The organism is Sphingobium sp. HDIP04, from assembly GCF_000445085.1.
Lineage (GTDB): Bacteria > Pseudomonadota > Alphaproteobacteria > Sphingomonadales > Sphingomonadaceae > Sphingobium > Sphingobium indicum.
Window position 1 is genome coordinate 56,657 of the sequence record NZ_ATDO01000076.1, and the last position, 26,512, is coordinate 83,168.

Sequence of the window (26,512 nt, forward strand, 5' to 3'; positions counted from 1 at the left end):
GGGGCAGGGGCCTAAACCCCCGGCCATGACCCAAGCCTCCTATCCGGCGCTTCGCCTGCGCCGCACCCGCGCCTCGGCCTGGAGCCGGGCGATGCACGCCGAAAACCGCCTGACCCCCAGCGACTTCATCTGGCCGCTGTTCGTCACCGAAGGGGGACAGGTGGAGGAACCCATCAAGTCGCTCCCCGGCGTCTCCCGCTGGTCGGTCGACCTGATCGTCGAGCGCGCCAGGGAGGCGCAGGCGGCGGGCATTCCCTGCCTCGCCCTCTTCCCCAACACCCAGCCCGACCGCCGCAGCGACGATGGGGCGGAGGCGCTCAATCCCGACAATCTCATGTGCCGCGCCATCCGCGCCATCAAGGACGCGGTGCCCGACATCGGCGTCCTGACCGACGTGGCGCTCGACCCCTATACCGCCCACGGCCAGGACGGTCTGCTGGACGAGACCGGCTATGTCGTCAACGACGCCACCATAGACGTCCTCATCGGCCAGTCGCTCAACCAGGCGGCGGCGGGCGCGGACATCATCGCCCCCAGCGACATGATGGACGGCCGCGTCGGCGCCATCCGCGAGGCGCTGGAGGAGGAAGGCCACGCCAATGTCCAGATCATGGCCTATGCCGCCAAATATGCCAGCGCCTTCTACGGCCCGTTCCGCGACGCGGTCGGCTCCGGCGGCCTGCTGAAGGGCAACAAGAAAAGCTATCAGATGGACCCCGCCAACAGCCAGGAAGCACTACGCGAGGTCGCCCTCGACATCGCCGAGGGCGCGGACAGCGTGATGGTGAAGCCGGGCCTGCCCTATCTGGACATCATCGCGCGGGTGAAGGACCGGTTCGAAGTGCCGGTCTTCGCCTATCAGGTGTCGGGCGAATATGCGATGCTGGAGGCCGCCGCAGCCGTGGGCGCGGGGGACCGCGACGCGCTGGTGCTGGAAACGCTGCTGGCGTTCAAGCGGGCGGGCTGCTCAGGCGTCCTCACTTACCACGCCCTCCACGCTGCCCGATTGCTCGGAGCCTGAAATGACCGACTATCCCGACGTCTCCATCATTCCCTTCAACGGCAAGACCCCGAAGATCCACCCCAGCGCCTTCATCGCCCCCGGCTGCCGGATCATCGGCGACGTGGAGATCGGCCCCGACGTCAGCATCTGGTATAATTGCGTGATCCGCGCCGACGTGAACTTCATCCATATCGGCGCGCGCACCAATATCCAGGACGGCACGGTGGTCCATTGCGACAGCCCCGGCGACCATATAGACGGCCGCCCATCCGAAGGCTGGCCCACGATCATCGGCGAGGATGTGCTGATCGGCCATATGGCGATGGTCCATGGCTGCGTGCTGAAGGACCGCGCCTTCGTCGGCCTGGGCGCCATCGTCATGAGCGGCTGCACGGTGGAAAGCGACGCCATGCTGGCTGCGGGCGCGCTGCTCTCGCCGGGCAAGACGGTGCTGCACCGCCAGCTATGGGCGGGCCGCCCCGCCAAATATATGCGCGACCTGTCCGACGAAGCGCTGATCGACATGCGCGAAGGCGTCGACCATTATGTGCACAATGGAAAGGCCCATAAGGGCGCGGTGAAGGCGGCGTCGTCGGATTGAGAACTTTTCCGAATTAAACCGGCGTGCTCCTGCGAAGGCAGGAGCCCAGTTCGGAGGGTGGGACTGGGCTCCTGCCTTCGCAGGAGCACGTCGCGTAAGTTCTATAGCCTAAGGCTGCGCCAACCGCCCCTTGAGCGCATCCAGCCGGTCATTCTGCCCATCGACAATCGCCAGCGCAGCCCCCCGCGCCGCGTCGATGGCGTCGATCCCGCCGCTGACCTTCCCTTCGGCCACCGCATTGCTGCGCTCCACATAGAGCACGTCCAGACTGGCCAAGGCCGACACGCTGCCGTTCCGCGCCGTTTCCAGCGCGCTCAAAGCCGTCTGCGCCGCCACCCAGGCCTCACTGGAAACCGCCGACCCCGTCGCCGCCCGCGTGGCCGTATCCGCCGCAGGCCAGGCCTGGTCGAAGGCCGCTCCGCCCGCCTCGGCCTGCGCCTTCAGCCGGTCCACATCGCGAACCAGCTCCGGCTCAGGCGCGACTGGGGAGGGGGCGGGCGCCGCCTCGGCGATGGGCGCATCCTCTATCGCCCGCTTGGCGAGCGACGGATAGCCCTGAAAGGTGCTGGCGCAACCGGACAGGAACAGGATCAGGGAGGGAAGCAGCCGACGCGGGATCATCGCCCGCATCTAGGATGGAGCGCGCCCGGACGCAAGATCAGCGCGGCAACGCCGCCGCCTCCCGCGCCAGCGCCTCGATCTTCGCCGCGTCGACCGGCCCCTTGGGCACCACCCAACTGCCGCCCACGCATTTGACGAAGGGTTCCGCCAGCCATTTGGACGCGCTTTCCGCCGTGATCCCCCCGGTCGGACAGAATCGCGCCTCCTGCAACGGCGCGGCCAGAGCCTTCAACGCACGCAGCCCGCCCGAAGTCTCCGCCGGGAAGAATTTGAAATGCGACAGCCCCATGTCCAGCCCGCGCATGATGTCGCCCGCCGTCGCCGTGCCGGGCAGGAAGGGAATGCCCGCCGCAATCGCCGCCTTGCCCAGCGGTTCGGTCAGGCCGGGGCTGACGATAAAGCGCGCCCCGGCCGCCACCGCCGCATCCAGTTGCGCGGGATTCAGCACCGTCCCCGCGCCGACCACCGCACCCTCGACCTGCGCCATCTCCCGGATCGCGTCCAGCGCAGCGGGCGTCCGCAACGTCACCTCCAGCGCGGGCAGGCCGCCCTTCACCAGCGCCCGCGCAATCGGCAGCGCATCCTCGACCCGGTCGACCACCAGCACCGGGATCACCGGCGCCAGTTGCATCACCCCTTCTACGCTCAGCGACATCATCTCTTCTCCCGAAAGGCGGCGGCCGCGCCGTACAGCCCGATTTCGTCATGCAAAGCGAGCCGGATCGGCACCGCCTTCATCAGGCTCTCGAACCGCCCCTTGGCGGTGAAGCGCTGGTGGAACCCGCTCTGCGGCAGCAAGGCCCGCATCCGCTGCGTCAGCCCGCCCGCCAGCACCACCGTGTGCGGTCCCTGCGCCAGCGCCAGATCGCCCGCGACCGACCCATAGGACAGGCAGAATCGCTCGAACGCCGCCCGCGCGAATTCGTCCGTGCCGTCGATGGCCGCCTGCCACAATTCGGCATCCTCCATCAGCACGACCCGATCATGGCCGATGGTCGCCATCGCCTTGTAGATATTGTTGAGGCCCGGCCCCGACACGATCCGCTCCGTCGACACGCGCAGGAACTTGTCGCGCAGATAGGCGAGTATCTTCTCCTCCAGCGGATCGAGCGGCGCGAAGTCCAGATGCCCGCCCTCGGTCGCGATGACATGCGGCTCGCCATCGTCGAACGCGATCATCGCCACGCCCAGCCCGGTGCCCGGCCCCAATATCGTCACCCCGCCGTCCCGCGGAAAGGGCCTGTCCTCCCCGAACAGCAGCGGCAGATTTTCCTTGGGCAGGCGCGCCACGGCATGGGCCACCGCCTCGAAATCATTGACCAGCCGCAGATGCTTCAGCCCCAGTTCCTCGTCCAGCGCATCGGGCCGGATCACCCAGGCGCTGTTGGTCAGCTTGATCACCTCCCGCCCGATGGCGGTGGCGAAGGCGATGGAGGCTGCATTGGGCAGCTTGCCTCCCTCATCCTCCACGAATGCGGCCCAGCAGGCCTGAAGGCTGGGATAATCCGCGACCTTGTATTTGCGCACCTTGCCCAAAGTCGGAACATTGCGCGCGTCCAGTTTGGCGCGGGCGAAACGGGCATTGGTGCCGCCGATGTCGGCGGCGATGATCTCGGTCATATTTCGTGCCTTGAATATATCAGTCGTCATTCCCGCGAAGGCGGGAATCCATCTCCTGCCATCGCACCAACCGCCAGGTTTGGAGATGGATTCCCGCCTTCGCGGGAATGACAGGTTCGTTCAGGCGCAACCCCTCACAGTTCGCTTTCCATCGCCGCCAGAATGGGCGAGGCGCCGCTCTCCGCCAGATCGCTATGATGCCGGAACAGCGCGAACAGTTCGCGCCCCGTATCATAGGGGGCAGGGGGAGCCGCCGGAACATCCCGCGCCTCCCACTCCGCCGCGTCCACCAGCGCCGCGATCTCGCCCGTCTCCGCGCAGACCCGCACCACATCGCCGTCGCGCAGCCTGCCGATCGGACCGCCGCCCAAAGCCTCAGGCGACAAATGGATCGCCGCCGGCACCTTGCCCGAAGCCCCCGACATGCGCCCGTCCGTCACCAGCGCCACGCGGAACCCGCGATCCTGCAACACGCCCAGCGCCGGGGTCAGCTTGTGCAGTTCGGGCATCCCGTTCGCCCTCGGCCCCTGGAAGCGCACCACCACCACGACATCGCGCTCCAGTTCGCCCGCCTTGAACGCCCGCAGCACATCGTCCTGATCGTGGAACACCGCCGCCGGAGCCTCGATGGTCCAGCGCTCCCTGTCGACCGCGCTCACCTTCATGACGCAGCGGCCCAGATTGCCGGACAGCAGCTTCATGCCGCCATCCGGGCTGAACGGACGGGCCACGGGCCGCAGGATGCTCTCATCCCGCGATTCCGGTACCTCCTTCCACGTCAGCGCCTCATTCTCCAGCACCGGTTCCTGCCCATAATCGGCCAGCCCCCGGCGGGCGACGGTCGGAATGTCGCCATGCAACAACCCGTTGCCCAGCAACTCCCGGATCACATAGGAAATCCCGCCCGCCGCATGGAAATTGTTCACGTCGCCCGATCCGTTCGGGTAAACCCGCGCCAGCAACGGCACGACATCGGAAATCTCCGCGAAATCGGTCCAGTCGATGACGATCCCCGCCGCCCGCGCAATGGCGGGCAGGTGGATCGCATGGTTGGTCGACCCGCCGGTCGCCATCAGGCCGATGATCGCGTTGACGATGGCCTTCTCGTCGACGCAATGGCCCAGCGGCCGATAGTCGTCGCCGTTCCACCCGATGCGCGACAATTGATGCACCGCCGCCCGCGTCAATTCCTGCCGCAGCTTCGTGCCCGGATGCACGAAGGAGGCGGCGGGCATGTGCAGCCCCATCATCTCCATCATCATCTGGTTGCTGTTCGCCGTGCCGTAGAAGGTGCAGGTGCCCGCGCCATGATAGCTGGCGCTTTCGGACTCCAGCAATTCCTCCCGGCCCACCTTGCCCTCGGCATAAAGCTGCCGGATGCGGACCTTTTCCTTGTTCGCCAGCCCCGAAGGCATCGGCCCGGCGGGGATCAATATGGTCGGCAGATGCCCGAACCGCAGCGCCCCGATCAGCAATCCCGGCACGATCTTGTCGCAAATGCCCAGCAGCAGCGCGCCCTCGAACATCGCATGGGACAGGGCGATGGCCGTCCCCAGCGCAATCGTGTCGCGGGAAAAGAGCGACAGGTCCATCCCCGCCTGCCCCTGGGTCACGCCGTCGCACATGGCCGGAACGCCGCCCGCCACCTGCGCGGTGCAGCCGACCTCCCGCGCCGCCAGCTTGATCTGCTCCGGATAGCGGCCATAGGGCTGATGCGCCGACAGCATGTCGTTATAGGCGGTGACGATGCCGAAATTCATCGCCGCCCCGGCGCGGATGACAGCCTTGTCTTCGCCGCTCGCGGCAAAGCCGTGCGCCAGGTTCCCGCAGGAAAGCTGGTCGCGGTTGGTGCCCGCATCCCGCCCGCGCTCGATCAGGCTCAGATATTTCAGGCGCGAAGCGGCGCTGCGCTTCGCGATGCGTTCGGTGACCCTGGCGATCACCGGATGAAGATCAGTCATTCCAGCTTGCTCCGTCTCTTTCGATCAGGGCAATGGCTGAGGACGGCCCCCAGTTCCCCGAAGAATAGGGCGAAGGCTTCACGCCCGCCTCCTTCCACCCGTCGATGATCGAATCGATCCAGGTCCATTGCGCCTCCACCTCGTCCCGCCGCACGAACAGGGTGGCGTCGCCCGCCAGCAGGTCCAGGATCAGCCGTTCATAGGCGATGCGGCGGCGCTGCCCGGCGAAGGCGGCGGTCAGCGACACGTCCAGCGTCACTTCCTCCAGATGCACCTCGCGCTCCAGCCCCGGCCTTTTGCTCATGATCAGCAGGCGGATATATTCCTCCGGCTGCAAGCGGATGATCAGGGTGTTCGGCTCCAGCCCCGACCCGCCGTTCCGGCCGAAAATGGAATGGCGCACCGGCTTGAACTGGATCAATATCTCCGACTGGCGGGCGGGCAGCCGCTTGCCGGTCCGCAGGTAGAAGGGCACGCCCTGCCACCGCCAATTGTCGATATGGGCCTTCAACGCCACGAAGGTCTCGGTTTCTGACGGCTTGCCCAGTTCGTCGGCATAGCCGGTGACGATCTGCCCGCCGACCGCGCCGGGCGTATATTGCCCGCGCACGCTATGCGTCTTGACCGTTTCGGCGGTCATCGGCCGCAGCGAACGCAACGCCTTCACCTTCTCGTCGCGCACGGACGTCGGGTCCATGCGGGCGGGCGGTTCCATGGCGATGATCGACAATATTTGCAGCACATGGTTCTGCACCATGTCGCGCAGCGCGCCGACCCCGTCATAATAGGAAACCCGGCCCTCCAGCCCCACCGTCTCGCCCACGGTGATCTGCACATGGTCGATGGCGGTGGCGTTCCACAGCGGCTCGAACATCACATTGCCGAAACGCAGCGCCAGCAGGTTCTGGACCGTTTCCTTCCCCAGATAATGGTCGACGCGGAAAATCTGCTCCTCCGCGAACAAGGCGCCGATGCCGTCATTCACTTCTTTGGAGGAGGCCAGATCCTTGCCGATGGGCTTTTCCATCGCGATTCGCGTCTTCGGCGTGATCAGCCCCGCCTCGGCCAGCCCCTGCGCGGTCGGCGCGAAGAGGGAAGGGGGCGTCGACAGATAGACGGACACGCCCTTGTCCAGCCGCCCGTCCAGCCGCTCGCCCAGCGCCTTGAACTGCGCGGCATTGCCCGCCTCCACCGGCTGATAGACGATGATGGCGCGCAGCCGCTCCGCAATCTCCGCGTCATAGCGGTCGGCGGCTAGGAATTTCCGCAGCGCCTTGTCGATGTCGCTGCGAAACTCTTGGTCGGTGAATTCCGACCGCCCCGACGCGATGATCAGGAAATCGTCCGGCAACAGCCCGTCGGCCAGCAGATTGTAGAGCGAAGGAAAGATCATCCTGTGCGCCAGGTCGCCGGTGGCGCCGAACAACAGGAACGTGGCAGACGGTTCGGTCAAAGGATACCCCTTTTCCGTTTGGTGTTTTCAGGTCTGCACGAAGCCGCCCTTATAGCCTGCGGCCCTCGTTACGCAAGCAGGCTATCGCCGCGACATTCATCTCGCAACCGCGAGAGGGCGGAAGCGTTGATTTTTGGCTGGACGCTGGCCGCCGATTTTGCCATTTGGCGCACGGCCATGACATGCGGGCGTGGTGAAACTGGTAGACGCGCCGGACTCAAAATCCGGTTCCGAAAGGAGTGTCGGTTCGATTCCGACCGCCCGCACCATCCTTTTCGATCATCCGCATCGAAAGGCCTGCCTGATGCGGCTTTCCATCCTTCCGCTTGACCGATTTCTGCCTTGATCGTGCCGGTCAATCGCTTGCCGCGCCCTGCTGTCCGAACCAAGGGATCATCCGGGCGATGGCATCCTCCACCCGATCGGTGGAGACCGCGAAGCTGAAACGGATGTGCCGGTGCCCGTCGACCGGATCGAAATCGATCCCCGGCGCCGTGGCCACGCCGGTTTCGCGCAGCAGTTTGCGGCAAAAGGCCAGGCTGTCATCGGTCAGATGGCCGACATCCGCATAGATGTAGAAGGCGCCGTCGGGCGGCGCGATCTCCTTCAGTCTCAAGGCGGGCAGGGCGGCCAGCAGCAGTTCCCGGTTGCGCCGGTAGGTGGCGACATGCCCCTCCAGCTCATCGATGCAGTCGAACGCCTTCAACCCCGCATGCTGCGCCAGGGAAGGCGGCGTCAGGAACAGGTTGCCCATGCGCGCCCGCGCCGTTTCGATCAGGTCGGGCGGAAAGACCACCCAGCCCAGCCGCCAGCCGGCCATGGAAAAATATTTGGAAAAGCTGTTCACGACGACGGCGTCCGGCGCGAATTCCAGCATCGACCGCGCCGGCTCGCCATAGCTCAGCCCGTGATAGATCTCGTCCGACACGATCCGAATATTTCGCGTCCGGCAAAGCTGCGCGATATGCGCCATTTCCTCTGCGGGAATGATGGTTCCCGTGGGATTGGCGGGGCTGGCGATGATCGCGCCATCGGGCGCCGGGTCCAGCGCCTCCAGCGCCGCCGCGCCGATCTGGTAGCGCTCGGCAGGCCCGCAATCGACCTCCACCGGCTCCAGATAGAGCGCCTTCAACGTGTTCCGATAGGCGACATAGCCCGGCCGCGCCGTCGCCACCCTCGCTCCCGGCGCGAACAGGCTGCTCAGCGCCAGCACCAGCCCCGGCGAAGCCCCGCAGGTCAGCAATATCTGCTCCGCCTCCACGGCCACGCCATAGCGTTCCCGATAATGCAGCGCGATCCGCTCCTTGAGCGCCGGGCTTTCCCAATAGCCCATCGGATCGCGGTCCAGCACCGCATGCGCCTCCGCAATCGCGGCGGACGGCGCCCCGGTCGAAGGCTGGCCGAACTCCATATGCAGGATGGACCGCCCCCCCGCCTCCAGCCTGTGGGCTTCCCGGCTGATGGCGATGGCGTAAAAAGGATCGATATTGGCAACCATGCGCCGCCTCTTACCCGCCCCGCAACCTTGTCACAATTCCCGCGTTGGACGTGGGTGAACGAAACCATCCTCGACGCCCTGCAATATTATGGCGCCGCCGCCGCGACCGTCGCCGCCCTCATCGTCTCGCTGAACCTGGGCCGCCGCATCACCGGCTGGGCGTTCGTGCTGTTCGTGACATCCTCGATAGCCCTGATCGCCTGGGGTTTCCTGTCCGAAGACAGCGAAGGCATCGGCTTTCAGAATATAGCCCTGCTCGGCATCAACCTGGTCGGCGTCTGGCGCTATCTCTTCTCAAAGCACAAGCCGCGCGACTGAACCTATTCCGAAATCCACACCTCCACCGACACCCCATGCTGGCAAAGCGCCACCCGGACCGGCAATTCCTCCACCGGTCCTCCCGCCAAAGCCCGGTCATAAACCGCCTTCTTCGCCGCCCCCCCGATCTGCAAAAATATATGACGGCTCGCCAATATCGCCGCGGCGCTCATCGACATGCGCTGGTGCGGCGCGGCGGGCGGCGTCACCGCCAGCGTCAAGGCCCCGGTCGAAAGCCCCTCGGCCAGTTCCGCAGCCCCCGGAAACAGCGAAGCGGTATGCCCATCCTCCCCCATGCCCAGCAGCACGATGTCCAGCGGCCAGGGCAGGGCGGCAAAGGCCGCCTCGCATTCGGCCTGCCCGGCATAGGCGTCCGCCGCCCCATTCTTCATCGGCACGAACCGCGCCGCCGCCGCCTTCCCCTGCAACAAGGTCTCGCGCACCAGCCGCTCATTGCTGTCGGCATGGTCCGGCGCGACCCAACGCTCATCGACCAGCGTCACGATCACCTTGTCCCAATCCAGCGCCGCGCCCGACAAGGCCTCCAGCACCGGCCTCGGCGACCGCCCGCCCGACAGGGCGATGGCCGCCACCCCCCGCTGCGCGATGGCGTCGCCCAATATCATGGCGATCCGCCGCGCCATGTCAGCCGCCGCCAGCGCCCCATCAACGAAAAGATGTTCGGTCGGCATGGCGTCACTCCCCCCGGATCTCCGTCAGCCTGCGCTCCCAGGCCAGGGCATGGGTCACGATCTGGTCCAGATCGGCATATTGCGGCTTCCAAGGAAATTCGGCCATGATCGCCCGATTGTCGGAGATCAGCGCATCGGGATCGCCCGCGCGCCGCCCCTCCATCCGCCGGTCGATCTTCAGGTTCGTCACCCGGTCAACGGCGTCCAGCACCTCCAGCACCGAAAAACCGCGCCCATAGCCGCAATTGAGCAGGTAATTCTGCTCCGGCCGGGCCATCAGGGCCTCCAGCGCCAGCACATGCGCCGCCGCCAGATCGGTGACATGGATATAGTCGCGCACCCCGGTCCCGTCCGGCGTGTCGAAATCCGTCCCGAACACCGAAACATGGCTCCGCTTGCCCAGCGCCGCTTCCACCGCCACCTTGATGAGGTGCGTGGCCCCCGCCGTCGACTGCCCCGTCCGCCCCGCCGGGTCGGCCCCGGCGACGTTGAAATAACGCAGCGCGCAGAAGTTCATCGCATGCGCCGCGCTGACGTCGCGCAGCATATATTCGGTCATCAGCTTCGACATGCCATAGGGATTGATCGGCCGCTGCGGCGTCGTTTCCCTGACCGGGCTTTCCTCCGGAATGCCATAGGTCGCCGCTGTCGAGGAAAAGATGAAATGCGGCACGCCCACCGTCACCACGCTCTCGATCAGGTCGCGGGTCTTGGCGCTGTTGTTATGATAATATTTCAGCGGGTTCTCGACCGATTCCGGCACCACGACCGACCCGGCGAAATGCATCACCGCTTTCACGCCATGGTCGCGCAAAGTCCGCTGCACCAGCGGCTGGTCGGAAATATCCCCCTGAACGAAGGCCACATCATCAGGCACCGCCCAGCGGAAACCCGTCACCAGATTGTCGATCACCACGACGCCATAACCCGCGTCGCGCAGCGCCAACACGGCGTGGCTGCCAATATAGCCGGCCCCGCCCGTGACCAGAACCGTCGGCTTGTCGTTCATATATTCCGCCCTGTGATAGCTGCAACGTGCTCCTGCGAAGGCAGGAGCCCAGTTGCAACGTCCGAACTGGGCTCCTGCCTTCGCAGGAGCACGTTACTCATTTTCGACAGGAAACCTTCAAAAAAAAGGCCTCCCCGGAGATGTCCGGGAAGGCCTAAACCACTCATTCAGGGATTCCCACCCCATTCATGCGGCGGCGCGGGATGAAACGGGCCGATAGAAGGTCGCGCCGCTGGCCGCCATCTCCCGCAACTGCGCGGTGGGGGCGAACCGCGCCCCATGCGCCGCCGCCAGCCGATCCAGCACCGCCACGACAGCGCCGATGCCGACCGTGTCCATATGGCTGAACGGCCCGCCGGTATAGGGCGCGAAGCCCCAGCCGAAGATCGCGCCGATATCGCCATCCTCCGGCGTCTCCAGCACGCCTTCCTCGAAACAGCGGGCGCATTCGATCAACTGGCGATAGAGCAGCCGCTCCTTCACCGCCTCCACGCCGGGCTGCACGGCGGCGGGCGGGAACATCTCCGCCAGGCCCGGCCACAGATGCTTCTTCCCGTCCTGGGGATAGTCATACCAGCCCTTGGCGCTCTTGCGGCCCAGCCGTCCCAGCCCGACCATCCGTTCCATCACCGCGTCGGACGGCTGCGCGACATAGGCGTCGCCCAGTTCCTTGCGCGCCGCGACGATGATCTTGTGGGCCAGCTCCAGCGAAACCTCGTCCCCCACGGCCAGCGGCCCCACGGGCATGCCCAGTTGCCGCCCGGCATTTTCGATCAGCGCCGGGTTGATCCCCTCCGCCACCATCTCCACGCCTTCCTGCACATAGGTGGCGAAGCAGCGCGAGGTGTAGAAGCCGCGCGCGTCATTGACGACGATGGGCGTCTTGCGGATCTGGCTGACGAAATCCAGCGCCTTGGCGATGGCGGCAGGCCCGGTTTCCTTGCCCAATATGATCTCCACCAGCGGCATCTTCTCTACCGGAGAGAAGAAATGAACGCCGATGAAATTCTCCGGCTTCGACCATGCCCTGGCCAGCTTGGTGATCGGCAAAGTGGAGGTGTTGGACCCGAAGATGATGTCCGCGCCCAGCACTTCCTCCACCTTCTTCGTCACTTCCGCCTTGATGGCGACATCCTCGAACACCGCCTCGATCACGAAGTCCGCCCCGGCCAGCACCGCATAGTCGGTGGTCGGCGTCACGCGGGCCAGCGTCTCCGCCATCTTCTCCGGCGTCAGCCCCTTGCCCAGCCGCTTCTTCAGCACCTCCTCGACATGCGCCTTGCCCTTCTCGGCATAGGCCTGGTCGCGGTCGAACAGCACGACCTCCATGCCCGCCTGCGCGGCCACGGTGGCGATGCCCGCGCCCATCATGCCCGCGCCCAGCATGGCCAGCTTCTTCGTCGGGGCCTTGGGCTGGTCCTTGGGCCGCCGCGCCCCGCGCTCGGCCGCCTGCTTGTTGACGAACAGGCTGCGGACCATGTTCGCCGCCTGCGGGTCGGCCGCGACCTTGGCGAAATATTTGCTCTCGATCCGGACGGCGCGATCCATGGGCAGGGTGATGCCTTCATAGACGGCGGACAGCAGCGCGATCGGCGCGTTCATGTTGCGCTGGGTCTGCTTCAGCGTCATCGGCAGCGCGCCCGCCATGGTCTGCGCGAAGCCGGGGTTGAACCCGCCCGCGCCGCCCGGCACCTTGAACCCCTTGACGTCCCACGGCTGCACGGAGGCGTTGGGATTCGCCTTCACCCATTCCCTGGCCTTTTCGACCGCCATGCCCTGCGGCACGACCTCATCGACGACCTTCATCATCGCCGCTTCGGCGGGACGGAACAGCTTGCCCTGCAACATATACATCAGCGACGCCTGCACGCCCATGATGCGCGGCAGGCGCTGCGACCCGCCGCCGCCGGGGAACAGGCCGATCAATATTTCCGGCAGGCCAAGCTGCGTCTTCGGGCTGTCGCCCACCACGCGGCGATGACAGGCCAGCGCCAGTTCGAACCCGCCGCCGACGCAGGTGCCCTCTATGGCGCAGGCCACCGGCTTGCCGCATGTCTCCAGCCGCCGGAGCAACTGGTTCAGCACGAAGACCTTGTCGAAGATCGCGGCGGGGGAGGGACGCTTCCCGCTCTCGCCGCCCAGCATCGACCCGAAATATTTAAGGTCCATGCCCGCCATGAACCCGCTGTCCTTGCCCGACGCGATCACCGCGCCCTTGATCGCTTCCTCGGACGCGATGCGCGTGATCGCCGCGTCCAGATCGGCCATGAAATCCGGGCCGATGACGTTCATGGACTGGCCGGGAACGTCGATGGTCAGCGTGGCGATGCCGTCGCCGTCGATGTCGAAATTGATGCTCTGCATTGGAATGGCTGCCTTTCCCAATCCCCGTTCGTCCTGAGTAGCCATTGAGCGAAGTCGAAATGGCGTATCGAAGGATCAGTGCTTCGATACGGCCCTTCGACAAGCTCAGGCCCTACTCAGCACGAACGGGCATTATATTCTCTCAAACCCGCTCGATGATGATCCCGGTGCCCATGCCCGCGCCGACGCACAGGTTGATGAGCGCGGTGCCCTTGCCGGACCGTTCCAGCTCGTCCAGCGCGGTGCCCAGCACCATCGCCCCGGTCGCGCCCAGCGGATGGCCCATGGCGATGGCGCCGCCATTGACGTTGATCCTTTCATGGTCGAGGTCCATCGCCTGCATGTAGCGCAGCACGACGCTGGCGAAGGCCTCGTTCAGTTCCCAGATGTCGATGTCGGATTTGCTCATGCCCGCCCGCTTCAACAGCTTGTCGGCGACATATTCCGGCCCGGTCAGCATGATCAGCGGCTCCGACCCGATGGAGGCCATGGCCTTGATCCGCGCGCGGGGCGTGAGGCCGTATTTCTCGCCCATCGCCTTGTTGCCGACCAGCACGGCGGCCGCGCCGTCGACGATGCCGCTGCTGTTTCCGGCATGGTGGACGTGATTGACCTTCTCCAGTTCCGGATAGCGGAGCAGGGCGATGGCGTCGAAGCCCGGCATTTCCTCGCCCATCGCGGCGAAGCTGGGTTTCAGGGAGGCCAGCGACTGCATCGTCGCGTCGGGCCGCATATGTTCGTCATGGTCCAGGACGACCTGGCCGATGACGTCCTTCACCGGAACGAGCGACCTGGCGAAGCGCCCTTCGTCCCACGCCCGCTTGGCCCGCTTCTGGCTTTCGACGGCATAGGCGTCGACATCGTCGCGGCTGATCCCGAACTTGGTCGCGATCACGTCGGCGCCGATGCCCTGCGGCGCGAAATAGGTTTTGTAGGCCACCGCCGGGTCCATCGCCCAGGCGCCGCCGTCGGAAGCCATCGGCACCCGGCTCATCGATTCGACGCCGCCGCCGATGGCAAGGCCCGCTTCGCCCGAATAGACCTTCGCGGCCGCCATGTTCACGGCCTCCAGGCCCGAAGCGCAGAAGCGGTTGATCTGCACCCCCGGCACGGTCTGGTCATAATCGGCGTTCAACACCGCGACGCGCGCGATGTCCGCGCCCTGTTCCCCGACCGGGCTGACGCAGCCCAGGATCACGTCGTCGACATCGGCGGTGTCGATCTCCGTCCGGTCCCGCACCGCTTCCAGCACCTGCGTCGCCAGTTGGATGGGGGTGATTTCGTGCAGGGAGCCGTCGGCCTTGCCCCGGCCCCGGGGTGTCCTGACGGCATCGTAGATATAGGCTTCCATGGCTGTCCATTCCTCTCCGTTGGGGCGCCGGATGATCGCTGCGAATGTATTTACGTTTACGTAAAGTGCAAGTCTCAATCGTCAAACCGCCGAACCGTAACGTCATCCCGACGCATGCCTCCATTCCCTCTGGCATTCCGTCTGGCTTCCCGGATGCTTCCCGTCCTTCCATGATTCGCGGATTTGACCCGACCGCCTTATTCCGCTTGATGGGGAGCGTGTCTGAGTCGGACCCCACCGAAGCGCCGTCGCCCCTGTCGATCCCGATCTTCCGCGCGATCTGGTGGGCCAGCCTCGCCTCCAATTTCGGCGGGCTGATCCAGTCCGTGGGCGCGCAGTGGATGATGACCTCGCTTTCCGCCTCGCCTCAGATGATCGCGCTGGTTCCGGCGGCGACGACCCTGCCGATCATGCTGCTGTCGCTCTGGGCAGGCGCGGTGGCGGACAATAGCGACCGGCGATTGGTGATGCTGGCCTGCCAATTGTTCATGCTCGTCGTTTCCGCCCTGCTGGCGCTGTTCGCCTGGATGGGGTGGGTGACGCCCTGGGCCTTGCTGGGCTTCACCTTCCTGGTGGGATGCGCGACCGCGATCAACGGACCGGCCTGGCAGGCGGCGGTGGGGGATATGGTGCCCAGGGCGGCCTTGCCCCATGCCGTCTCGCTCAATTCCATGGGCTTCAACATGGCGCGCAGCATCGGCCCGGCGCTGGGCGGCGTCATCGTCGCGGCGGCCGGCGCGGCGGCGGCCTTCCTGGTCAACGCCGTCAGCTATGTGGGCCTGGTCGCGGTGCTCGCCCGCTGGCGTCCGGAACTGCCGCCCCAGTTGCTCCCGCGCGAACGCATCGGCCACGCGATGCGCGCGGGTGTCCGCTATGTCGCGATGTCGCCGCACATCCAGGTCGTGCTGTTGCGAAGCGCGGCGTTCGGCATCGGGGCGAGCGCCGTTTCGGCGATGATGCCGCTGGTGGCGCGCGACCTGCTGGGCGGGGGCGCGTTGACCTTCGGCGCGCTCAGCGGCGCCTTCGGCATCGGCGCGGTGCTGGGCGCGCTGTCGACGGGGCAGTTGCGCCGTCGTTTCGCGGTGGAGGCCATCGTGCGCTCGGCCGCCCTGGCGCTTGCGGCCGGGACGGTGCTGATGGCGGTCAGCGACTGGCTGATCGTGGCGTTGGCCGGGCTGCTGCTGGCCGGCGCGGGCTGGGTGATCGCGCTTTCCACCTTCAACGTGTCGGTCCAGATGTCCGCGCCCCGCTGGGTCGTGGCCCGGGCCGTCGCCTTGTACCAGATGGTCGCCTTCGGCGGCATGGCGGGGGGCGCATGGCTGTTCGGCACCCTGGCGGAGGATCATGGCGTCCTGGTCGCCCTCTATGGCGCGGCGGCCGTCCAGTTCGCTTCGGCGCTGATCGGCTATGTGCGTCCGCTGGTGCAGACGGGGGAACAGAATCTCGATCTTCAAAATCTGTGGCGGGAACCGCAGACGACCGTGCCGATCGAGCCTCGCAGCGGCCCCGTGGTCGTCACCATCGAATATCGCATAGCCCCCGGATCGGTCGTCCCCTTCCTCGCGGCGATGAGCGAACGCCGCCGCATCCGCCGCCGCGACGGCGCCCAGGGCTGGTCGCTGCTGCGCGACCTCAGCGATCCGGAGCTGTGGGTGGAGCGCTATCATGTGTCGACCTGGCTCGATTATGTCCGCCACAACAGCCGGCGGACCGTTGCCGACATGGCGAACAGCAAGGCGATCCACGCTTTGCACGGCGGCCCCGATCCGCCCGTCGTCCATCGCATGCTGGAGCGTCAGACGGGTTCGCTGCCGCTGGGCCGTTCGGCCGATCCGCGGGAAATGGGCGATCCCATGACCGATCCCACCCGGTCGAGCTGATCGGCTATTCCGGCCGCCGCTCCGCCAGATCGTCGGGCGTGTCGATGTCGCGCAGGCTGGCGCCCATGGTTTCGATCTGCACGCCATGGCTGAGCAGCGCCCGCGCCCCCTGGTCCCCGCGCAGCGCCAGAAGCTCGGGAAAATGCTTCCGTCCGATGAAGGCGGGGGGCGATGCGGAAAAGCCGTCGGTGCTGGCCACGACGGAACGTATGTCCTCCGCCGCCAGGCATATGCGGTTGTAATGCGTCTGCGGCACGTCCGGCATGTCGGCCAGGCAGATCAATATGCCGCGGCATTTCCGCATCGGCATGACATGTTCGACGGCGCGGATGATGCTGCCCGATATGCCGTCCTCCGGGCGGTCGTTGACCAGGATCGAATAGCCGCGCCGCTCCAGCCGGCGATGCAGCACCGGCGCCTGGCCAATGGGACGCACCACCGCCACCAGCTCCGCGAAGATCATGGAGGCGATGGTTTCCAGCGCATGGACCGCGACGGGCTTGCCCCGCCATTCGGCCATCAGCTTGTCCTCCTCGCCGAAACGAGAGGAAGTGCCCGCTGCAAGGAGTACGGCGGCGATCTGTTCGTTCCGCATGGTTCCGCTATGATGATTTGAGGCGACCCGGTTGATCCGGTTTCCTCCGCATGTGCCACCGCCGGCATGTTCTGTCCAGCGGGGCGAAGGGGCTGGCGTTCCGGCCGATCTGACGCCATATGCCCGGAAGCAACAAAGGAGTGGTGACGTCCATGGAATATGATCCCGATGCCGAAACAGCGGGCGAGTCGATCAAGATTCCTGTTCCGGCGGACGTGGCCGAAGCGATCCGGACGCTGATCCGCTGGTCGGGCGACGATCCGGAACGGGAAGGGCTGGTCGAAACGCCCGAACGCGTGGCGCGGGCGTGGAAGGAATATTGCCGCGGCTATGACGACGATCCGGCCTATCATCTTTCGCGCATCTTCCACGAAGTCGGCGGCTATGACGACATCGTGCTGCTGAAGGACATTCCGTTCCAGTCGCATTGCGAACATCATATGGCGCCCATCGTGGGCGTGGCGCATATCGCCTATCTGCCCGGCCAATATGTCGTCGGCATATCGAAGCTGGCCCGCGTGCTGCATGCCTTCGCCCATCGGCTCCAGGTGCAGGAACGGCTGACTTCGGAGGTCGCCAATTGCATCTGGGAACATCTGAGGCCCCAGGGCGTCGCCGTCGTGGTGGAGGCGACCCATGGCTGCATGACCGGGCGCGGCGTGCGCACGCCCAATGTCGTCATGAAGACCAGCCGCATGCTCGGCGTCTTCCGCGACGATGAAAAGAGCCGCGAAGAAGTGCTGAAGCTGATAGCATCGTGAACGAAGAGGAAGTCCCCGCCTATCGGCCGCTTGGAGGCCCCCGGAAGCGCGAGGAGCAGGCGGGCGCGCGTCCGCTGGCGCAAAAGCGGCTGGCGCTGGTGACGGGCGGCCATCGGCGGCTGGGCGGCATCATCGCCGCCGCCTTTGCACGGGCCGGCTATTCGCTGGCGATCCATGGCAGCCACGATACCCGGCTCGATTCCCATCTGGCGCTGGCGCTGGAGGAGAATGCGACCGAATGGGAGGGCTTCACCGTCGATTTCAGCGATCCCGAAGGGGCGGAGGAACTGGTGGCGCTGGTGGCGGAACGTTTCGGCCGGCCGCCCGATGTCCTCGTCAACAGCGCGGCGATCTTCGGTCAGGATCGGCTTGACAGCGTCGGCGCCGACGACCTGATGCGCCATTATGCGGTCAATTGCGCCGCGCCAACGCTGCTGACCAAGGCGTTCGCCACCATTCCGGCCGGCACGGGGGATCGGTGCATCGTCAACATATTGGACCAGCGGATCGACCATCCCCATGGCGACCAACTGGCCTATACGCTCTCCAAAATGGCGCTGGCGGGGCTGACGCGGCTGTCCGCCTCCACCCTGGCGCCTCAGATCAGGGTCAATGCGGTCGCGCCCGGCCTCACCATCGCAACGCCCGACTATGACGACGGCCAGATGGAACGGCTGGCCGCGATGATGCCGCTGGCGCGTCTGCCGCAGGCGGAGCAGATCGTCGAAGCCGTGCTTTATCTGGCAGGCGCCGGTGCCGTGACCGGGCAGATCCTCTATATCGACGGCGGCGCGCATCTGCGCAGCTATGACCGGGACTTCATGCATCTGTGCCGATAGCGGCTGCGAAGATGCGGCTCCCAAGGGCTGGTCAAGGGTCGCCGCGCTGCATAGAGCGGATCGCCACGGGTCAATGAAGGGAGACGGCAATGGCATATGAAACCATCCTGGTGGAACAGCGCGATGCGGTGACGCTGGTCACGCTCAACCGTCCGCAGGCGCTGAATGCGCTGAACAGCCAGGTGCTGAAGGATCTGGGCGCGGCCTTCGCGGCCTATGACGCCGATCCGTCGCAGCGCTGCCTGGTCCTGACCGGCAGTGAAAAGGCGTTCGCGGCAGGCGCGGACATCAAGGAGATGGTGGAAAAGGAGGCGGCGGACTTCTTCCTGGAGGATTTCTTCTCCGGCTGGCAGAGCAAGGTCGTCGCCACCCGCAAGCCGTGGATCGCGGCGGTCGCTGGGTTCGCGCTGGGCGGCGGGTGCGAACTGGCGATGATGGCGGACTTCATCCTGGCGGCCGACACCGCGAAATTCGGCCAGCCCGAAGTCAAGCTGGGCGTGGCGCCGGGCATGGGCGGATCGCAACGCCTGACCCGCGCCGTCGGCAAGGCGAAGGCGATGGAAATGTGCCTGACCGGCCGCATGATGGGCGCGCAGGAAGCGGAAAGCGCCGGCTTGGTGGCGCGGATCGTCCCGGCGGCGGACCTGCTGGAAGACGCGCTCAAGACCGCCGCGACCATTGCCGGAATGCCGCCCATGGCCGCGATGGTGAACAAGGAAATGGTCAACCTGGCGTTCGAGACAGGCCTTGCTCAGGGCATATTGACCGAACGCCGCCTGTTCCAGATCCTGACCGCGACCGAGGACAAGAAGGAAGGAATGGAAGCCTTCGTCGAAAAGCGCGCCGGAGTGTGGAAGGGCCGCTGAAAAGCATTCGACCGGATAATAGCGGGCACTCAATCCTCCCTACGCGAAGCGTGGGGAGGGGGACCGTTCGCGAAGCGAATGGTGGAGGGGAATTTCGGAGGTCGTGCCATTTCCCCTCCACCAGCCTTCGGCCGGTCCCCCTCCCCATCTCCCGATGGGGAGGAAAACCCCTCACTTCCCCTCCAACATCTCGATCATCAGCGAAAAATCCCGCCCAGCCTCGCCCCGATTGGCGAGCATTTGATACAGCGACTCCGCCGCATTCCCCATCGGAACGCTCGCCCCGACCGAAGCCGCCGCTTCGCTCGCCAGCTTCAGATCCTTCAGCATCAGCCCTACGGCGAAACCGCCCTGATAGCCATTATCGGACGGGCTTTGCGGCCCCACGCCCGGCACCGGGCAATAGCTGGTCATCGACCAGCTCTGCCCCGACGACACGCTGGAAATGTCGTAGAAAGTCTGCGGGTCCAGCCCCAGCTTCTTCGCCATGGCGAAGGTCTCGCAGGTCGCCACCATCGTCGCGCCGAGCAGCATGTTGTTGCAGATCTTGGCCGCCTGCCCATTGCCCGCGCCGCCCGCATGGATCACCGCCTTGCCCATGGCCGACAGGATCGGCCTGGCCCGGCCGAACGCCTGCTCCGTGCCGCCGACCATGAAGGTCAGCGTGCCGCCATTGGCCGCCGCGATGCCGCCGGAGACGGGCGCATCGACCATCTCGAATCCCCTGGCCGCGGCGGCCTCCTCCACCCGCCGCGCCGTCGCGACGTCGATGGTCGAACAATCCAGCAACAGCGCATCCGCCTTCGCCGCGCCGAACACCTCGCCCTGATAGACGCCCTCAACATGCTTGCCCGCGGGCAGCATGGTCACGACTGCATCGGCGCCCGCCACCGCCTCCGCCGCGCTGGCGCAGCGCACCGCGCCCGCTTCGGTCGCCTTGGCCAGCGCCTCTTCCGACAGGTCGAACGCCCGCACGGCAAAGCCGTTCTTCAGCAGATTGGCGGCCATGCCGCCACCCATATTGCCCAGCCCGATAAAGGCGATGGTCTGGCTCATCTCAAGGCACTCCTCTTGTCCTTCAGCCGCGCAATTCCGGCAGCGGCGTCCATTCCTTTTCCGGGGGCAGGGGCGCGAACAGGCTGTCGACCAGTTCGTCCGTCACATCCTCCGCCCGCGCCGGATTCCAGCGCGGCGCATTATCCTTGTCGAAGATCACCGCCCGCACGCCCTCGATGAAATCGGGACGGCGAATGACATGATGGCCGATGCGATATTCGTTGCGCATATTGTCGGCGAAATCGGTGAAGGCCGCACCCTCCACCATCTGCCGCAGGGCGACCTTGATCGTCTGCGGCGACTTGGTGGCCAGGGTGGCAAGCTGCTCCCGCGCCCAGTCCGACCCCTCAGCCTCCAGCGCCGCCAGAATATCCTCGAACCGGTCCGAAGCGAACAGCCGGTCGATCTCGCCCCGATGCGCTTCCCAGGTCGAAGGCGGCGGCACGTCGGCCATCTTGTCCAATATCTCCGCCAGTCCGTCCGGATCGGCGATGATCCGCGCCTTCACCGCCTCCAGCCTGTCCGAAGCCATATAATGGGTCGCGATGCCGATGGCCGCGCAATCCGCGCCCTTGATCCGCGCCCCCGTCGTCGCCAGCCACGCCCCGGTCCGCCCCGGCAAGCGCGGCAGGAACCAGCCGCCGCCCACATCGGGAAACAGCCCGATGCCCGTCTCCGGCATGGCATAGGTCGTCCGCTCCGTCGCCACGCGATAGCGCGCCGGATCGGAAATCCCCACGCCCCCGCCCATGACGATGCCGTCGATGAACGCTACGATCGGCTTTTCATAGACGAACAGCAGGTGGTTCATCCGATATTCGATGAAGAAGAACTGCTCCGCCTCCGAACAATCCCCCCTGGCGCTGTTCGCGATCATGGCGATGTCGCCGCCCGCGCAAAAACCGCGACCCTCGGCATGGTCCAGCATCACCGCGACGACGCTCTCATCCTCCCGCCAGGCCAGCAGCGCCTCGATGATCGCGCCGCACATTTCGGTGGTCAGCGCATGGATCGCCTTGGGCCGGTTCAGCCTTATCCGCCCCACGCCATTGTCGAGTGAAATCAGCACCTGATCAGTCATAAATTCTCCCGCGCTTATTGCCGCAGCATGTCGCGGGCGATGATCATCCGCATGACCTGATTGGTGCCCTCCAGGATCGAATGCACGCGCAGGTCGCGCCAGAAACGCTCGACCGGATAGTCCATCAGATAGCCGTAGCCGCCATGCAGTTGCAGCGCCCGGTCGACCACCGAAGATCCCGTATCCGTCGCCAGCCGCTTCGCCATGGCGGCAAAGCGCGTCTTGTCCGGCGCATTTTCCGTCACCTTGACCGCCGCCGCATAGAGCAGCGTCCGCGCTGCCTGCAATTCCGTCTCCATGTCCGCCAGCGTGAACTGCGTGTTCTGGAAATCGGCGATGCTCTGCCCGAACTGCTTGCGATCCTTGGTATAGCTCAGCGCCTCGTCGATGCAGCGCTGCGCCCCGCCCAGCGAGCAGGCCCCGATATTCAGCCGCCCGCCGTCCAGCCCCATCATCGCGATGCGGAATCCCTCGCCCTCGCCCCCGACCAGATTCTCGACCGGCACCCGCACGCCATCGAAATTCACCTGCGCGGTCGGCTGCGAATGCCATCCCAGCTTGCGCTCCTGCGCGCCGAAGCTGACGCCCGCCATATCCTTCTCGATGACCAGGCAGCTTATGCCCTTCGGACCCTCGTCGCCGGTCCGGACCATGACGACATAAATCTCATTCTCCCCGCCGCCGGAGATGAACTGCTTGGACCCGGTGACGACATAATGATCGCCTTGCCTAACCGCCCGCGTCTTCAGCGCCGCCGCGTCGGACCCCGAACCCGCCTCGGTCAGGCAATAGCTGCCGATCCGCTCCATCGGCACCATGGAGGGCAGATATTTGTCCTTCACCGCCTGGCTACCGAAACGGTCGATCATCCATGCGGCCATATTGTGGATGGAGATGAACGCGCTGGTCGACGGACAGCCATAGGCCATCGCCTCCATGATCAGCGCAGCCTCCAGCCGCCCCAGCCCGATGCCGCCCGCTTCCTCCGACACATAGATGCTGCCGAAGCCCAGCTCCGCCGCGGCGCGGATGGTCTCGCGGGGAAAGATATGCTTTTCGTCCCACTCCGCCGCGAAGGGCGTGATCGCATCGGCGGTGAACCGGCGCGCCATCTCCTGAATGGCCAACTGGTCCTCGGTGAGATCGAACTGGCCCACAAACTCTCCTGACATGCGCTTTGAACTTTCCCTTAGATAGAATGCGGAATTGCCTGCAACAACGCAGTTCTGCATAGCGATGCAGCGATTTTGCAGACGGGGCGCGGCGAGCGATGTTCGATTGGGACGATATCAGGGTCTTTCTGGCGGTGGCGCGCACGCGCAAGATCGCCCCGGCGGCCCGCGCCCTGGGCATCGACGCGACCACCATCGCCCGCCGTCTCGCCCGGCTGGAACGCGCGCTCGGCCCGGAACTGTTCGAACTGGGGGCAGGGGAGCGTACCCTGACCGCCCATGGCCAGGCGCTGCTCCACCATGCCGAAAGCATCGAGAGCGCCGCGCTGGCCGCCATGGAGGAGGCGACCGGCCGCGAACATCATCTGAGCGGCCAGGTGCGCCTGTCGGTGGCCGAAGGCTTCGGCACCTGGGTGCTGGCGCCGGGCCTCGCCGATTTCAGCCGCCGCCATCCCGGCATCCGGCTGGACCTCATCACCGCGTCGGGCTTCCTCAACCCGTCCAAGCGGGAAGCGGACATGGCGGTCATGCTGGCCCGGCCGCAGCGGGGGCGGCTGTCGGTCCGGCGCATGGGCGACTATCGGCTGCACCTCTACGCATCCCCCGCCTATCTGGCGCAGGCGGGCACGCCCGGCAGCGCCGCCGACCTGCGCGGCCATGTGCTGGTCGGCTATGTGCCCGAATTCATCTTCTCGCCCGAACTGGATTATCTGGACGAGGTGGAGGCGGGGCTGGAGGCCAGCCTGCGCGCCACCAGCATCAACATGCAGCATCGCATGATCGCGGAAGGGGCGGGCATCGGCGTGCTGCCCGATTTCATCGCCGGGCGCGATCCCGCCCTGACGCCGGTGATGGCCGACCGGGTGGAGATCATGCGCAGCTTCTGGCTCGTCACCCATGGCGACCTCAAGAAACTGCCCCGCATCGCAGCGGTGGCGACATGGTTGCAGGAACGTATCGAAACCTTGAAAGCGTGATCGCCCTTCGCCAAATGGCGGGAAAGCGTTCCTAAAACCCATCGACGCCGCCCATCCGGCCCGCTAAGGGAGTCTCCATGACAGCAAAATGGTCGCATCTCGCTCATGCAGCATAAGTCGAAGTGCAGCCGGGCGATGGCCCTGCCCAACAGCGAGTTTCGCACGCGGGCGACCGAATATCTGGACTTTCTGGCTGCCTGGGTGAAAAAGCCGCGCCAGACCGCCTCGGTCGTGCCCAGCAGCCGCTATCTCGCCCGCCTGATGGTCGAACATATCGTGCCGGACGATGGCCGGGTGATCGAACTGGGCGGCGGCACGGGCGTCTTCACCCGCGCCATATTGGGCACCGGCCTGCCCCCCGAAAAGCTGGAGGTGGTGGAGATCAACCCGGCCTTCGCGCGCGGGCTGCGGCGGCATTTCCCCCATGTCTCCGTCCTCGAAACCCCCGCGCAGATCGTCTCCACCGCGACGGCGGGCGAAGCGGGCGAATATCAGTCGGTGATCAGCGGCCTGCCGCTGCTGGCCATGGACCGCCAGATGCACGCCGACATCTTGTCCGAAAGCTTCCGCATGCTGCGGCCGGGCGGGGCGTTCATCCAGTTCACCTATTCCCTGCGCCCGCCGGTCAACCGCGAGATATTGGATGCGCTGGACCTGGACGTCGTCCGCGTCGGTCAGACCGTCCGAAACTTCCCGCCAGCGACCGTCTTCCGCTTTTTCCGCAAAGGCGACTAGGCCGCGGGGACAAATCAGGAAATGCCTGGAAATGGCCATTTCCGGACATCAATTCCTCCCTACGCGCAGCGTGGGGAGGGGGACCGCCGCCGAAGGCGGTGGTGGAGGGGAAATTTCGGAGGTCGTGCCTTTTCCCCTCCAGCATGCTTGCATGGGGAGGAATAGGATAGGTCCGCTCCCCCACCCAAATCCCAGTCCGGCGGGTCTTGAATTTGTCCACGCGGCCTGAAGGGCGGTTGCGCGCCGCCGCCGGCGCCCTATCTTTGCGCTTCAGCAAAAGGGGGCAAATGCCGCGCATGGCATCCATCATCACCGTTTCCGGCCTGACCAAAAGCTATGCTTCGGGTTTTCAGGCGCTCAAGGGCGTCGACCTGGAGATTGAGGAGGGCGAGATTTTCGCGCTGCTCGGCCCAAACGGCGCGGGCAAGACCACCATGATCTCCATCATCTGCGGCAATGTCAGGGCGACCGGCGGCAGCGTCACCGTGGCGGGACATGACATCGTCCGCGACTATCGCGGGTCGCGCTCCGCCATCGGCCTGGTGCCGCAGGAACTGCACACCGATGCGTTCGAACGGGTGATCGACACCGTCACCTTCTCCCGCGGCCTGTTCGGCAAGCCGCGCAACGACGCCTATATCGAGAAGATACTGCACGACCTGTCGCTGTGGGATAAGCGCCACAGCAAGATATTGGAACTGTCCGGCGGCATGAAGCGCCGCGTGATGATCGCCAAGGCGCTGAGCCACGAACCGCGCGTCCTGTTCCTGGACGAACCGACCGCCGGGGTCGACGTCGAACTGCGCCGCGACATGTGGAAATTGATCGGCGAACTGCGCCAGACCGGCGTCACCATCATCCTCACCACCCATTATATAGAGGAGGCGGAGGAGATGGCCGACCGCGTCGGCGTCATCGACAAGGGCGAACTGATCCTGGTCGAGGAAAAGACCGCGCTCATGAAGAAGCTGGGCAAGAAGTCGCTGACCGTCGTGCTGGCCGAACCGCTTGCCGCCGTGCCGCCGGAACTGGCCGAATGGCAGGTCGCGCTAAAGGCGGACGGGCATGAGATCGAATATCTGTTCGACACCCAGGCGGAGCGGACCGGCGTATCGTCGCTGCTGCGCAGGCTGGGCGACCTCGGCATCGGTTACAAGGATCTCAATACGCAGCAGAGCAGCCTGGAGGACATCTTCGTCAGCCTGGTCCATCAGGAGAAGGCGGCATGAGCGGCTTCAACTATCGCGCCATCTGGTCGATCTACAGGTTCGAACTGCACCGCTTCCGCCGCACGCTGCTGACCGGCCTGCTGGTGCCGGTGATCACGACATCGCTCTATTTCGTGGTGTTCGGCGGCGCCATCGGTTCGCGCATGACGCAGATCGACGGCATAGCATATGCCGCCTTCATCGTGCCCGGCCTCATCATGATGTCGATGTTCACCGAAAGCATCTTCAACGCCAGCTTCGGCATCTACATGCCCAAATTCACCGGCACCATCTATGAACTGCTGTCGGCGCCGGTATCGGCGGCGGAAACGATCATCGCCTATGTCGGGGCGGCGGCCACCAAGTCGCTGATCGTCGGCACGATCATCTTCCTGACCGCGCATCTGTTCGTGGACCTGCCCGTCGCCCATCCGCTGGCGATGATGGGCTTCATGCTGCTGATCGCGATCAGCTTCTGCCTGTTCGGCTTCATCCTGGGCATCTGGGCGCAGAGTTTCGAACAGTTGCAGGTGATCCCGCTGCTGATCGTCATGCCGATGACCTTCCTGGGCGGGGCCTTCTATTCGATCCACATGCTGGCCGAACCCTGGCGGACGATCACTCTGTTCAACCCCATCGTCTACCTGATCTCCGGCTTCCGCTGGACCTTCTTCGGACGCGGCGACGTGGGGATAGAATTCAGCCTGATCTTCGTCGCGGGCATGCTCGCCCTGTGCCTGGCCATCATAGGCTGGATGTTCCGGACGGGCTATCGTCTCAAGAAATAGAACTGGCCAACCGACCGATTGGGTGGTTAGCCGTCATTCCCCCTCCCGCAGGCGGGAGGGGGT

At 65.6% G+C, this 26,512-nt stretch carries 25 protein-coding genes and 1 tRNA gene; 12 read left to right on the forward strand and 14 right to left on the reverse strand.

What is annotated here, in order from left to right; genetic code table 11:
* The first annotated feature begins 25 nt into the window (after positions 1-25).
* Both hemB and L286_RS32655 read left to right on the forward strand, forming a co-directional pair.
* On the forward strand, positions 26-1,021 hold the full coding sequence (gene hemB / locus L286_RS32650) for a porphobilinogen synthase (RefSeq protein WP_020819255.1): 996 nt from the start codon (positions 26-28) through the stop codon (positions 1,019-1,021).
* Position 1,022: 1 nt separating this feature from the next.
* Complete coding sequence (locus L286_RS32655) at positions 1,023-1,604, forward strand: gamma carbonic anhydrase family protein (protein ID WP_007684954.1); 582 nt, start codon at positions 1,023-1,025, stop codon at positions 1,602-1,604.
* Positions 1,605-1,712: 108 nt separating this feature from the next.
* Here the strand turns inward: L286_RS32655 and L286_RS32660 are convergent, their stop codons facing one another.
* The 5 genes from L286_RS32660 to zwf form a co-directional block, all read right to left on the reverse strand.
* Positions 1,713-2,225: a hypothetical protein gene (locus L286_RS32660; protein WP_020819254.1), complete on the reverse strand. Its 513-nt coding sequence runs from the start codon at positions 2,223-2,225 to the stop codon at positions 1,713-1,715.
* 37 nt (positions 2,226-2,262) lie between these two features.
* On the reverse strand, positions 2,263-2,880 hold the full coding sequence (gene eda, locus L286_RS32665) for a bifunctional 4-hydroxy-2-oxoglutarate aldolase/2-dehydro-3-deoxy-phosphogluconate aldolase (RefSeq protein WP_021223296.1): 618 nt from the start codon (positions 2,878-2,880) through the stop codon (positions 2,263-2,265).
* Positions 2,880-3,845, reverse strand: a complete 966-nt coding sequence (glk, locus tag L286_RS32670; RefSeq protein ID WP_020819252.1) for a glucokinase — start codon at positions 3,843-3,845, stop codon at positions 2,880-2,882. The genes eda and glk overlap by 1 nt, the downstream gene beginning before the upstream one ends.
* A gap of 134 nt (positions 3,846-3,979) precedes the next feature.
* On the reverse strand, positions 3,980-5,806 hold the full coding sequence (gene edd, locus L286_RS32675) for a phosphogluconate dehydratase (RefSeq protein ID WP_020819250.1): 1,827 nt from the start codon (positions 5,804-5,806) through the stop codon (positions 3,980-3,982).
* Entirely contained in the window at positions 5,799-7,259 is a 1,461-nt protein-coding gene (gene zwf, locus L286_RS32680) for a glucose-6-phosphate dehydrogenase (protein ID WP_020819249.1), read from the reverse strand. Before zwf ends, edd begins: the two co-directional genes overlap by 8 nt.
* A gap of 184 nt (positions 7,260-7,443) precedes the next feature.
* On the opposite strand from zwf, the gene L286_RS32685 reads away from it, so the two are divergent.
* Positions 7,444-7,528 (forward strand) — tRNA-Leu (locus tag L286_RS32685).
* A gap of 86 nt (positions 7,529-7,614) precedes the next feature.
* Here the strand turns inward: L286_RS32685 and L286_RS32690 are convergent.
* Complete coding sequence (locus L286_RS32690; protein ID WP_020819248.1) at positions 7,615-8,757, reverse strand: aminotransferase class I/II-fold pyridoxal phosphate-dependent enzyme; 1,143 nt, start codon at positions 8,755-8,757, stop codon at positions 7,615-7,617.
* Between the two features lie 54 nt (positions 8,758-8,811).
* On the opposite strand from L286_RS32690, the gene L286_RS32695 reads away from it, so the two are divergent.
* Complete coding sequence (locus L286_RS32695) at positions 8,812-9,075, forward strand: hypothetical protein (protein WP_020819247.1); 264 nt, start codon at positions 8,812-8,814, stop codon at positions 9,073-9,075.
* Between the two features lie 2 nt (positions 9,076-9,077).
* Here the strand turns inward: L286_RS32695 and pgl are convergent, their stop codons facing one another.
* The 4 genes from pgl to L286_RS32715 all read right to left on the reverse strand — a co-directional run bounded on the left by pgl (position 9,078) and on the right by L286_RS32715 (position 14,491).
* Positions 9,078-9,767, reverse strand: a complete 690-nt coding sequence (gene pgl, locus L286_RS32700; RefSeq protein ID WP_020819246.1) for a 6-phosphogluconolactonase — start codon at positions 9,765-9,767, stop codon at positions 9,078-9,080.
* Between the two features lie 4 nt (positions 9,768-9,771).
* Complete coding sequence (gene galE / locus L286_RS32705; RefSeq protein WP_013040368.1) at positions 9,772-10,776, reverse strand: UDP-glucose 4-epimerase GalE; 1,005 nt, start codon at positions 10,774-10,776, stop codon at positions 9,772-9,774.
* A gap of 186 nt (positions 10,777-10,962) precedes the next feature.
* The gene (locus L286_RS32710) at positions 10,963-13,140 is read right to left on the reverse strand and encodes a 3-hydroxyacyl-CoA dehydrogenase NAD-binding domain-containing protein (protein WP_020819245.1); all 2,178 of its coding nucleotides are present in this window, start codon (positions 13,138-13,140) and stop codon (positions 10,963-10,965) included.
* Positions 13,141-13,282: 142 nt separating this feature from the next.
* Entirely contained in the window at positions 13,283-14,491 is a 1,209-nt protein-coding gene (locus tag L286_RS32715) for an acetyl-CoA C-acetyltransferase (protein ID WP_020819244.1), read from the reverse strand.
* A 209-nt stretch (positions 14,492-14,700) separates the two neighbouring features.
* Here L286_RS32715 and L286_RS32720 point away from each other — a divergent pair, with 209 nt between their 5' ends.
* Positions 14,701-16,371, forward strand: coding sequence for an MFS transporter (locus tag L286_RS32720; RefSeq protein WP_020819243.1), 1,671 nt, complete (start codon positions 14,701-14,703; stop codon positions 16,369-16,371).
* Positions 16,372-16,375: 4 nt separating this feature from the next.
* On the opposite strand, the gene L286_RS32725 is transcribed toward L286_RS32720, so the two are convergent.
* Positions 16,376-16,966 carry a nucleotidyltransferase family protein gene (locus tag L286_RS32725; protein ID WP_020819242.1) on the reverse strand — a complete coding sequence of 197 codons (591 nt, stop codon included), beginning with the start codon at positions 16,964-16,966 and terminating at the stop codon, positions 16,376-16,378.
* Between the two features lie 152 nt (positions 16,967-17,118).
* On the opposite strand from L286_RS32725, the gene folE reads away from it, so the two are divergent.
* The 3 genes from folE (at position 17,119) to L286_RS32740 (ending at position 19,432) form a co-directional block, all read left to right on the forward strand.
* On the forward strand, positions 17,119-17,727 hold the full coding sequence (gene folE / locus L286_RS32730; protein WP_013040362.1) for a GTP cyclohydrolase I FolE: 609 nt from the start codon (positions 17,119-17,121) through the stop codon (positions 17,725-17,727).
* The gene (locus L286_RS32735) at positions 17,724-18,566 is read left to right on the forward strand and encodes an SDR family oxidoreductase (RefSeq protein ID WP_007684984.1); all 843 of its coding nucleotides are present in this window, start codon (positions 17,724-17,726) and stop codon (positions 18,564-18,566) included. The genes folE and L286_RS32735 overlap by 4 nt, the downstream gene beginning before the upstream one ends.
* A gap of 89 nt (positions 18,567-18,655) precedes the next feature.
* Positions 18,656-19,432 carry an enoyl-CoA hydratase-related protein gene (locus L286_RS32740; RefSeq protein WP_020819241.1) on the forward strand — a complete coding sequence of 259 codons (777 nt, stop codon included), beginning with the start codon at positions 18,656-18,658 and terminating at the stop codon, positions 19,430-19,432.
* Between the two features lie 171 nt (positions 19,433-19,603).
* Here the strand turns inward: L286_RS32740 and mmsB are convergent, their stop codons facing one another.
* The 3 genes from mmsB to L286_RS32755 are packed head-to-tail and all read right to left on the reverse strand — an operon-like array spanning position 19,604 to position 22,741.
* Positions 19,604-20,488, reverse strand: a complete 885-nt coding sequence (gene mmsB, locus L286_RS32745) for a 3-hydroxyisobutyrate dehydrogenase (protein ID WP_020819240.1) — start codon at positions 20,486-20,488, stop codon at positions 19,604-19,606.
* 22 nt (positions 20,489-20,510) lie between these two features.
* Complete coding sequence (locus tag L286_RS32750) at positions 20,511-21,569, reverse strand: enoyl-CoA hydratase/isomerase family protein (RefSeq protein ID WP_020819239.1); 1,059 nt, start codon at positions 21,567-21,569, stop codon at positions 20,511-20,513.
* Between the two features lie 14 nt (positions 21,570-21,583).
* Positions 21,584-22,741, reverse strand: a complete 1,158-nt coding sequence (locus L286_RS32755; RefSeq protein WP_029986858.1) for an acyl-CoA dehydrogenase family protein — start codon at positions 22,739-22,741, stop codon at positions 21,584-21,586.
* A 98-nt stretch (positions 22,742-22,839) separates the two neighbouring features.
* On the opposite strand from L286_RS32755, the gene L286_RS32760 reads away from it, so the two are divergent.
* From L286_RS32760 to L286_RS32775, 4 genes are all read left to right on the forward strand, one after another.
* Positions 22,840-23,718: a LysR family transcriptional regulator gene (locus L286_RS32760; RefSeq protein ID WP_007684995.1), complete on the forward strand. Its 879-nt coding sequence runs from the start codon at positions 22,840-22,842 to the stop codon at positions 23,716-23,718.
* 105 nt (positions 23,719-23,823) lie between these two features.
* Entirely contained in the window at positions 23,824-24,453 is a 630-nt protein-coding gene (locus L286_RS32765) for a class I SAM-dependent methyltransferase (protein WP_007684998.1), read from the forward strand.
* A 296-nt stretch (positions 24,454-24,749) separates the two neighbouring features.
* Positions 24,750-25,682, forward strand: a complete 933-nt coding sequence (locus L286_RS32770; protein ID WP_025161036.1) for an ABC transporter ATP-binding protein — start codon at positions 24,750-24,752, stop codon at positions 25,680-25,682.
* Positions 25,679-26,449, forward strand: a complete 771-nt coding sequence (locus L286_RS32775; protein WP_020819236.1) for an ABC transporter permease — start codon at positions 25,679-25,681, stop codon at positions 26,447-26,449. The genes L286_RS32770 and L286_RS32775 overlap by 4 nt, the downstream gene beginning before the upstream one ends.
* Positions 26,450-26,512 lie beyond the last annotated feature (63 nt).

Bases quoted from the DNA above. Each gene is read 5' to 3' on its own strand.
- hemB (WP_020819255.1), top strand. From the start codon at position 26: ATGACCCAAGCCTCCTATCCGGCGCTTCGCCTGCGCCGCACCCGCGCC.
- L286_RS32655 (WP_007684954.1), top strand. From the start codon at position 1,023: ATGACCGACTATCCCGACGTCTCCATCATTCCCTTCAACGGCAAGACC.
- L286_RS32660 (WP_020819254.1), bottom strand. From the start codon at position 2,225: ATGATCCCGCGTCGGCTGCTTCCCTCCCTGATCCTGTTCCTGTCCGGT.
- eda (WP_021223296.1), bottom strand. From the start codon at position 2,880: ATGTCGCTGAGCGTAGAAGGGGTGATGCAACTGGCGCCGGTGATCCCG.
- glk (WP_020819252.1), bottom strand. From the start codon at position 3,845: ATGACCGAGATCATCGCCGCCGACATCGGCGGCACCAATGCCCGTTTC.
- edd (WP_020819250.1), bottom strand. From the start codon at position 5,806: ATGACTGATCTTCATCCGGTGATCGCCAGGGTCACCGAACGCATCGCG.
- L286_RS32690 (WP_020819248.1), bottom strand. From the start codon at position 8,757: ATGGTTGCCAATATCGATCCTTTTTACGCCATCGCCATCAGCCGGGAA.
- pgl (WP_020819246.1), bottom strand. From the start codon at position 9,767: ATGCCGACCGAACATCTTTTCGTTGATGGGGCGCTGGCGGCGGCTGAC.
- galE (WP_013040368.1), bottom strand. From the start codon at position 10,776: ATGAACGACAAGCCGACGGTTCTGGTCACGGGCGGGGCCGGCTATATT.
- L286_RS32710 (WP_020819245.1), bottom strand. From the start codon at position 13,140: ATGCAGAGCATCAATTTCGACATCGACGGCGACGGCATCGCCACGCTG.
- L286_RS32715 (WP_020819244.1), bottom strand. From the start codon at position 14,491: ATGGAAGCCTATATCTACGATGCCGTCAGGACACCCCGGGGCCGGGGC.
- L286_RS32720 (WP_020819243.1), top strand. From the start codon at position 14,701: ATGGGGAGCGTGTCTGAGTCGGACCCCACCGAAGCGCCGTCGCCCCTG.
- L286_RS32725 (WP_020819242.1), bottom strand. From the start codon at position 16,966: ATGCGGAACGAACAGATCGCCGCCGTACTCCTTGCAGCGGGCACTTCC.
- folE (WP_013040362.1), top strand. From the start codon at position 17,119: ATGGAATATGATCCCGATGCCGAAACAGCGGGCGAGTCGATCAAGATT.
- L286_RS32740 (WP_020819241.1), top strand. From the start codon at position 18,656: ATGGCATATGAAACCATCCTGGTGGAACAGCGCGATGCGGTGACGCTG.
- mmsB (WP_020819240.1), bottom strand. From the start codon at position 20,488: ATGAGCCAGACCATCGCCTTTATCGGGCTGGGCAATATGGGTGGCGGC.
- L286_RS32750 (WP_020819239.1), bottom strand. From the start codon at position 21,569: ATGACTGATCAGGTGCTGATTTCACTCGACAATGGCGTGGGGCGGATA.
- L286_RS32755 (WP_029986858.1), bottom strand. From the start codon at position 22,741: ATGTCAGGAGAGTTTGTGGGCCAGTTCGATCTCACCGAGGACCAGTTG.
- L286_RS32760 (WP_007684995.1), top strand. From the start codon at position 22,840: ATGTTCGATTGGGACGATATCAGGGTCTTTCTGGCGGTGGCGCGCACG.
- L286_RS32765 (WP_007684998.1), top strand. From the start codon at position 23,824: ATGCAGCATAAGTCGAAGTGCAGCCGGGCGATGGCCCTGCCCAACAGC.
- L286_RS32770 (WP_025161036.1), top strand. From the start codon at position 24,750: ATGGCATCCATCATCACCGTTTCCGGCCTGACCAAAAGCTATGCTTCG.
- L286_RS32775 (WP_020819236.1), top strand. From the start codon at position 25,679: ATGAGCGGCTTCAACTATCGCGCCATCTGGTCGATCTACAGGTTCGAA.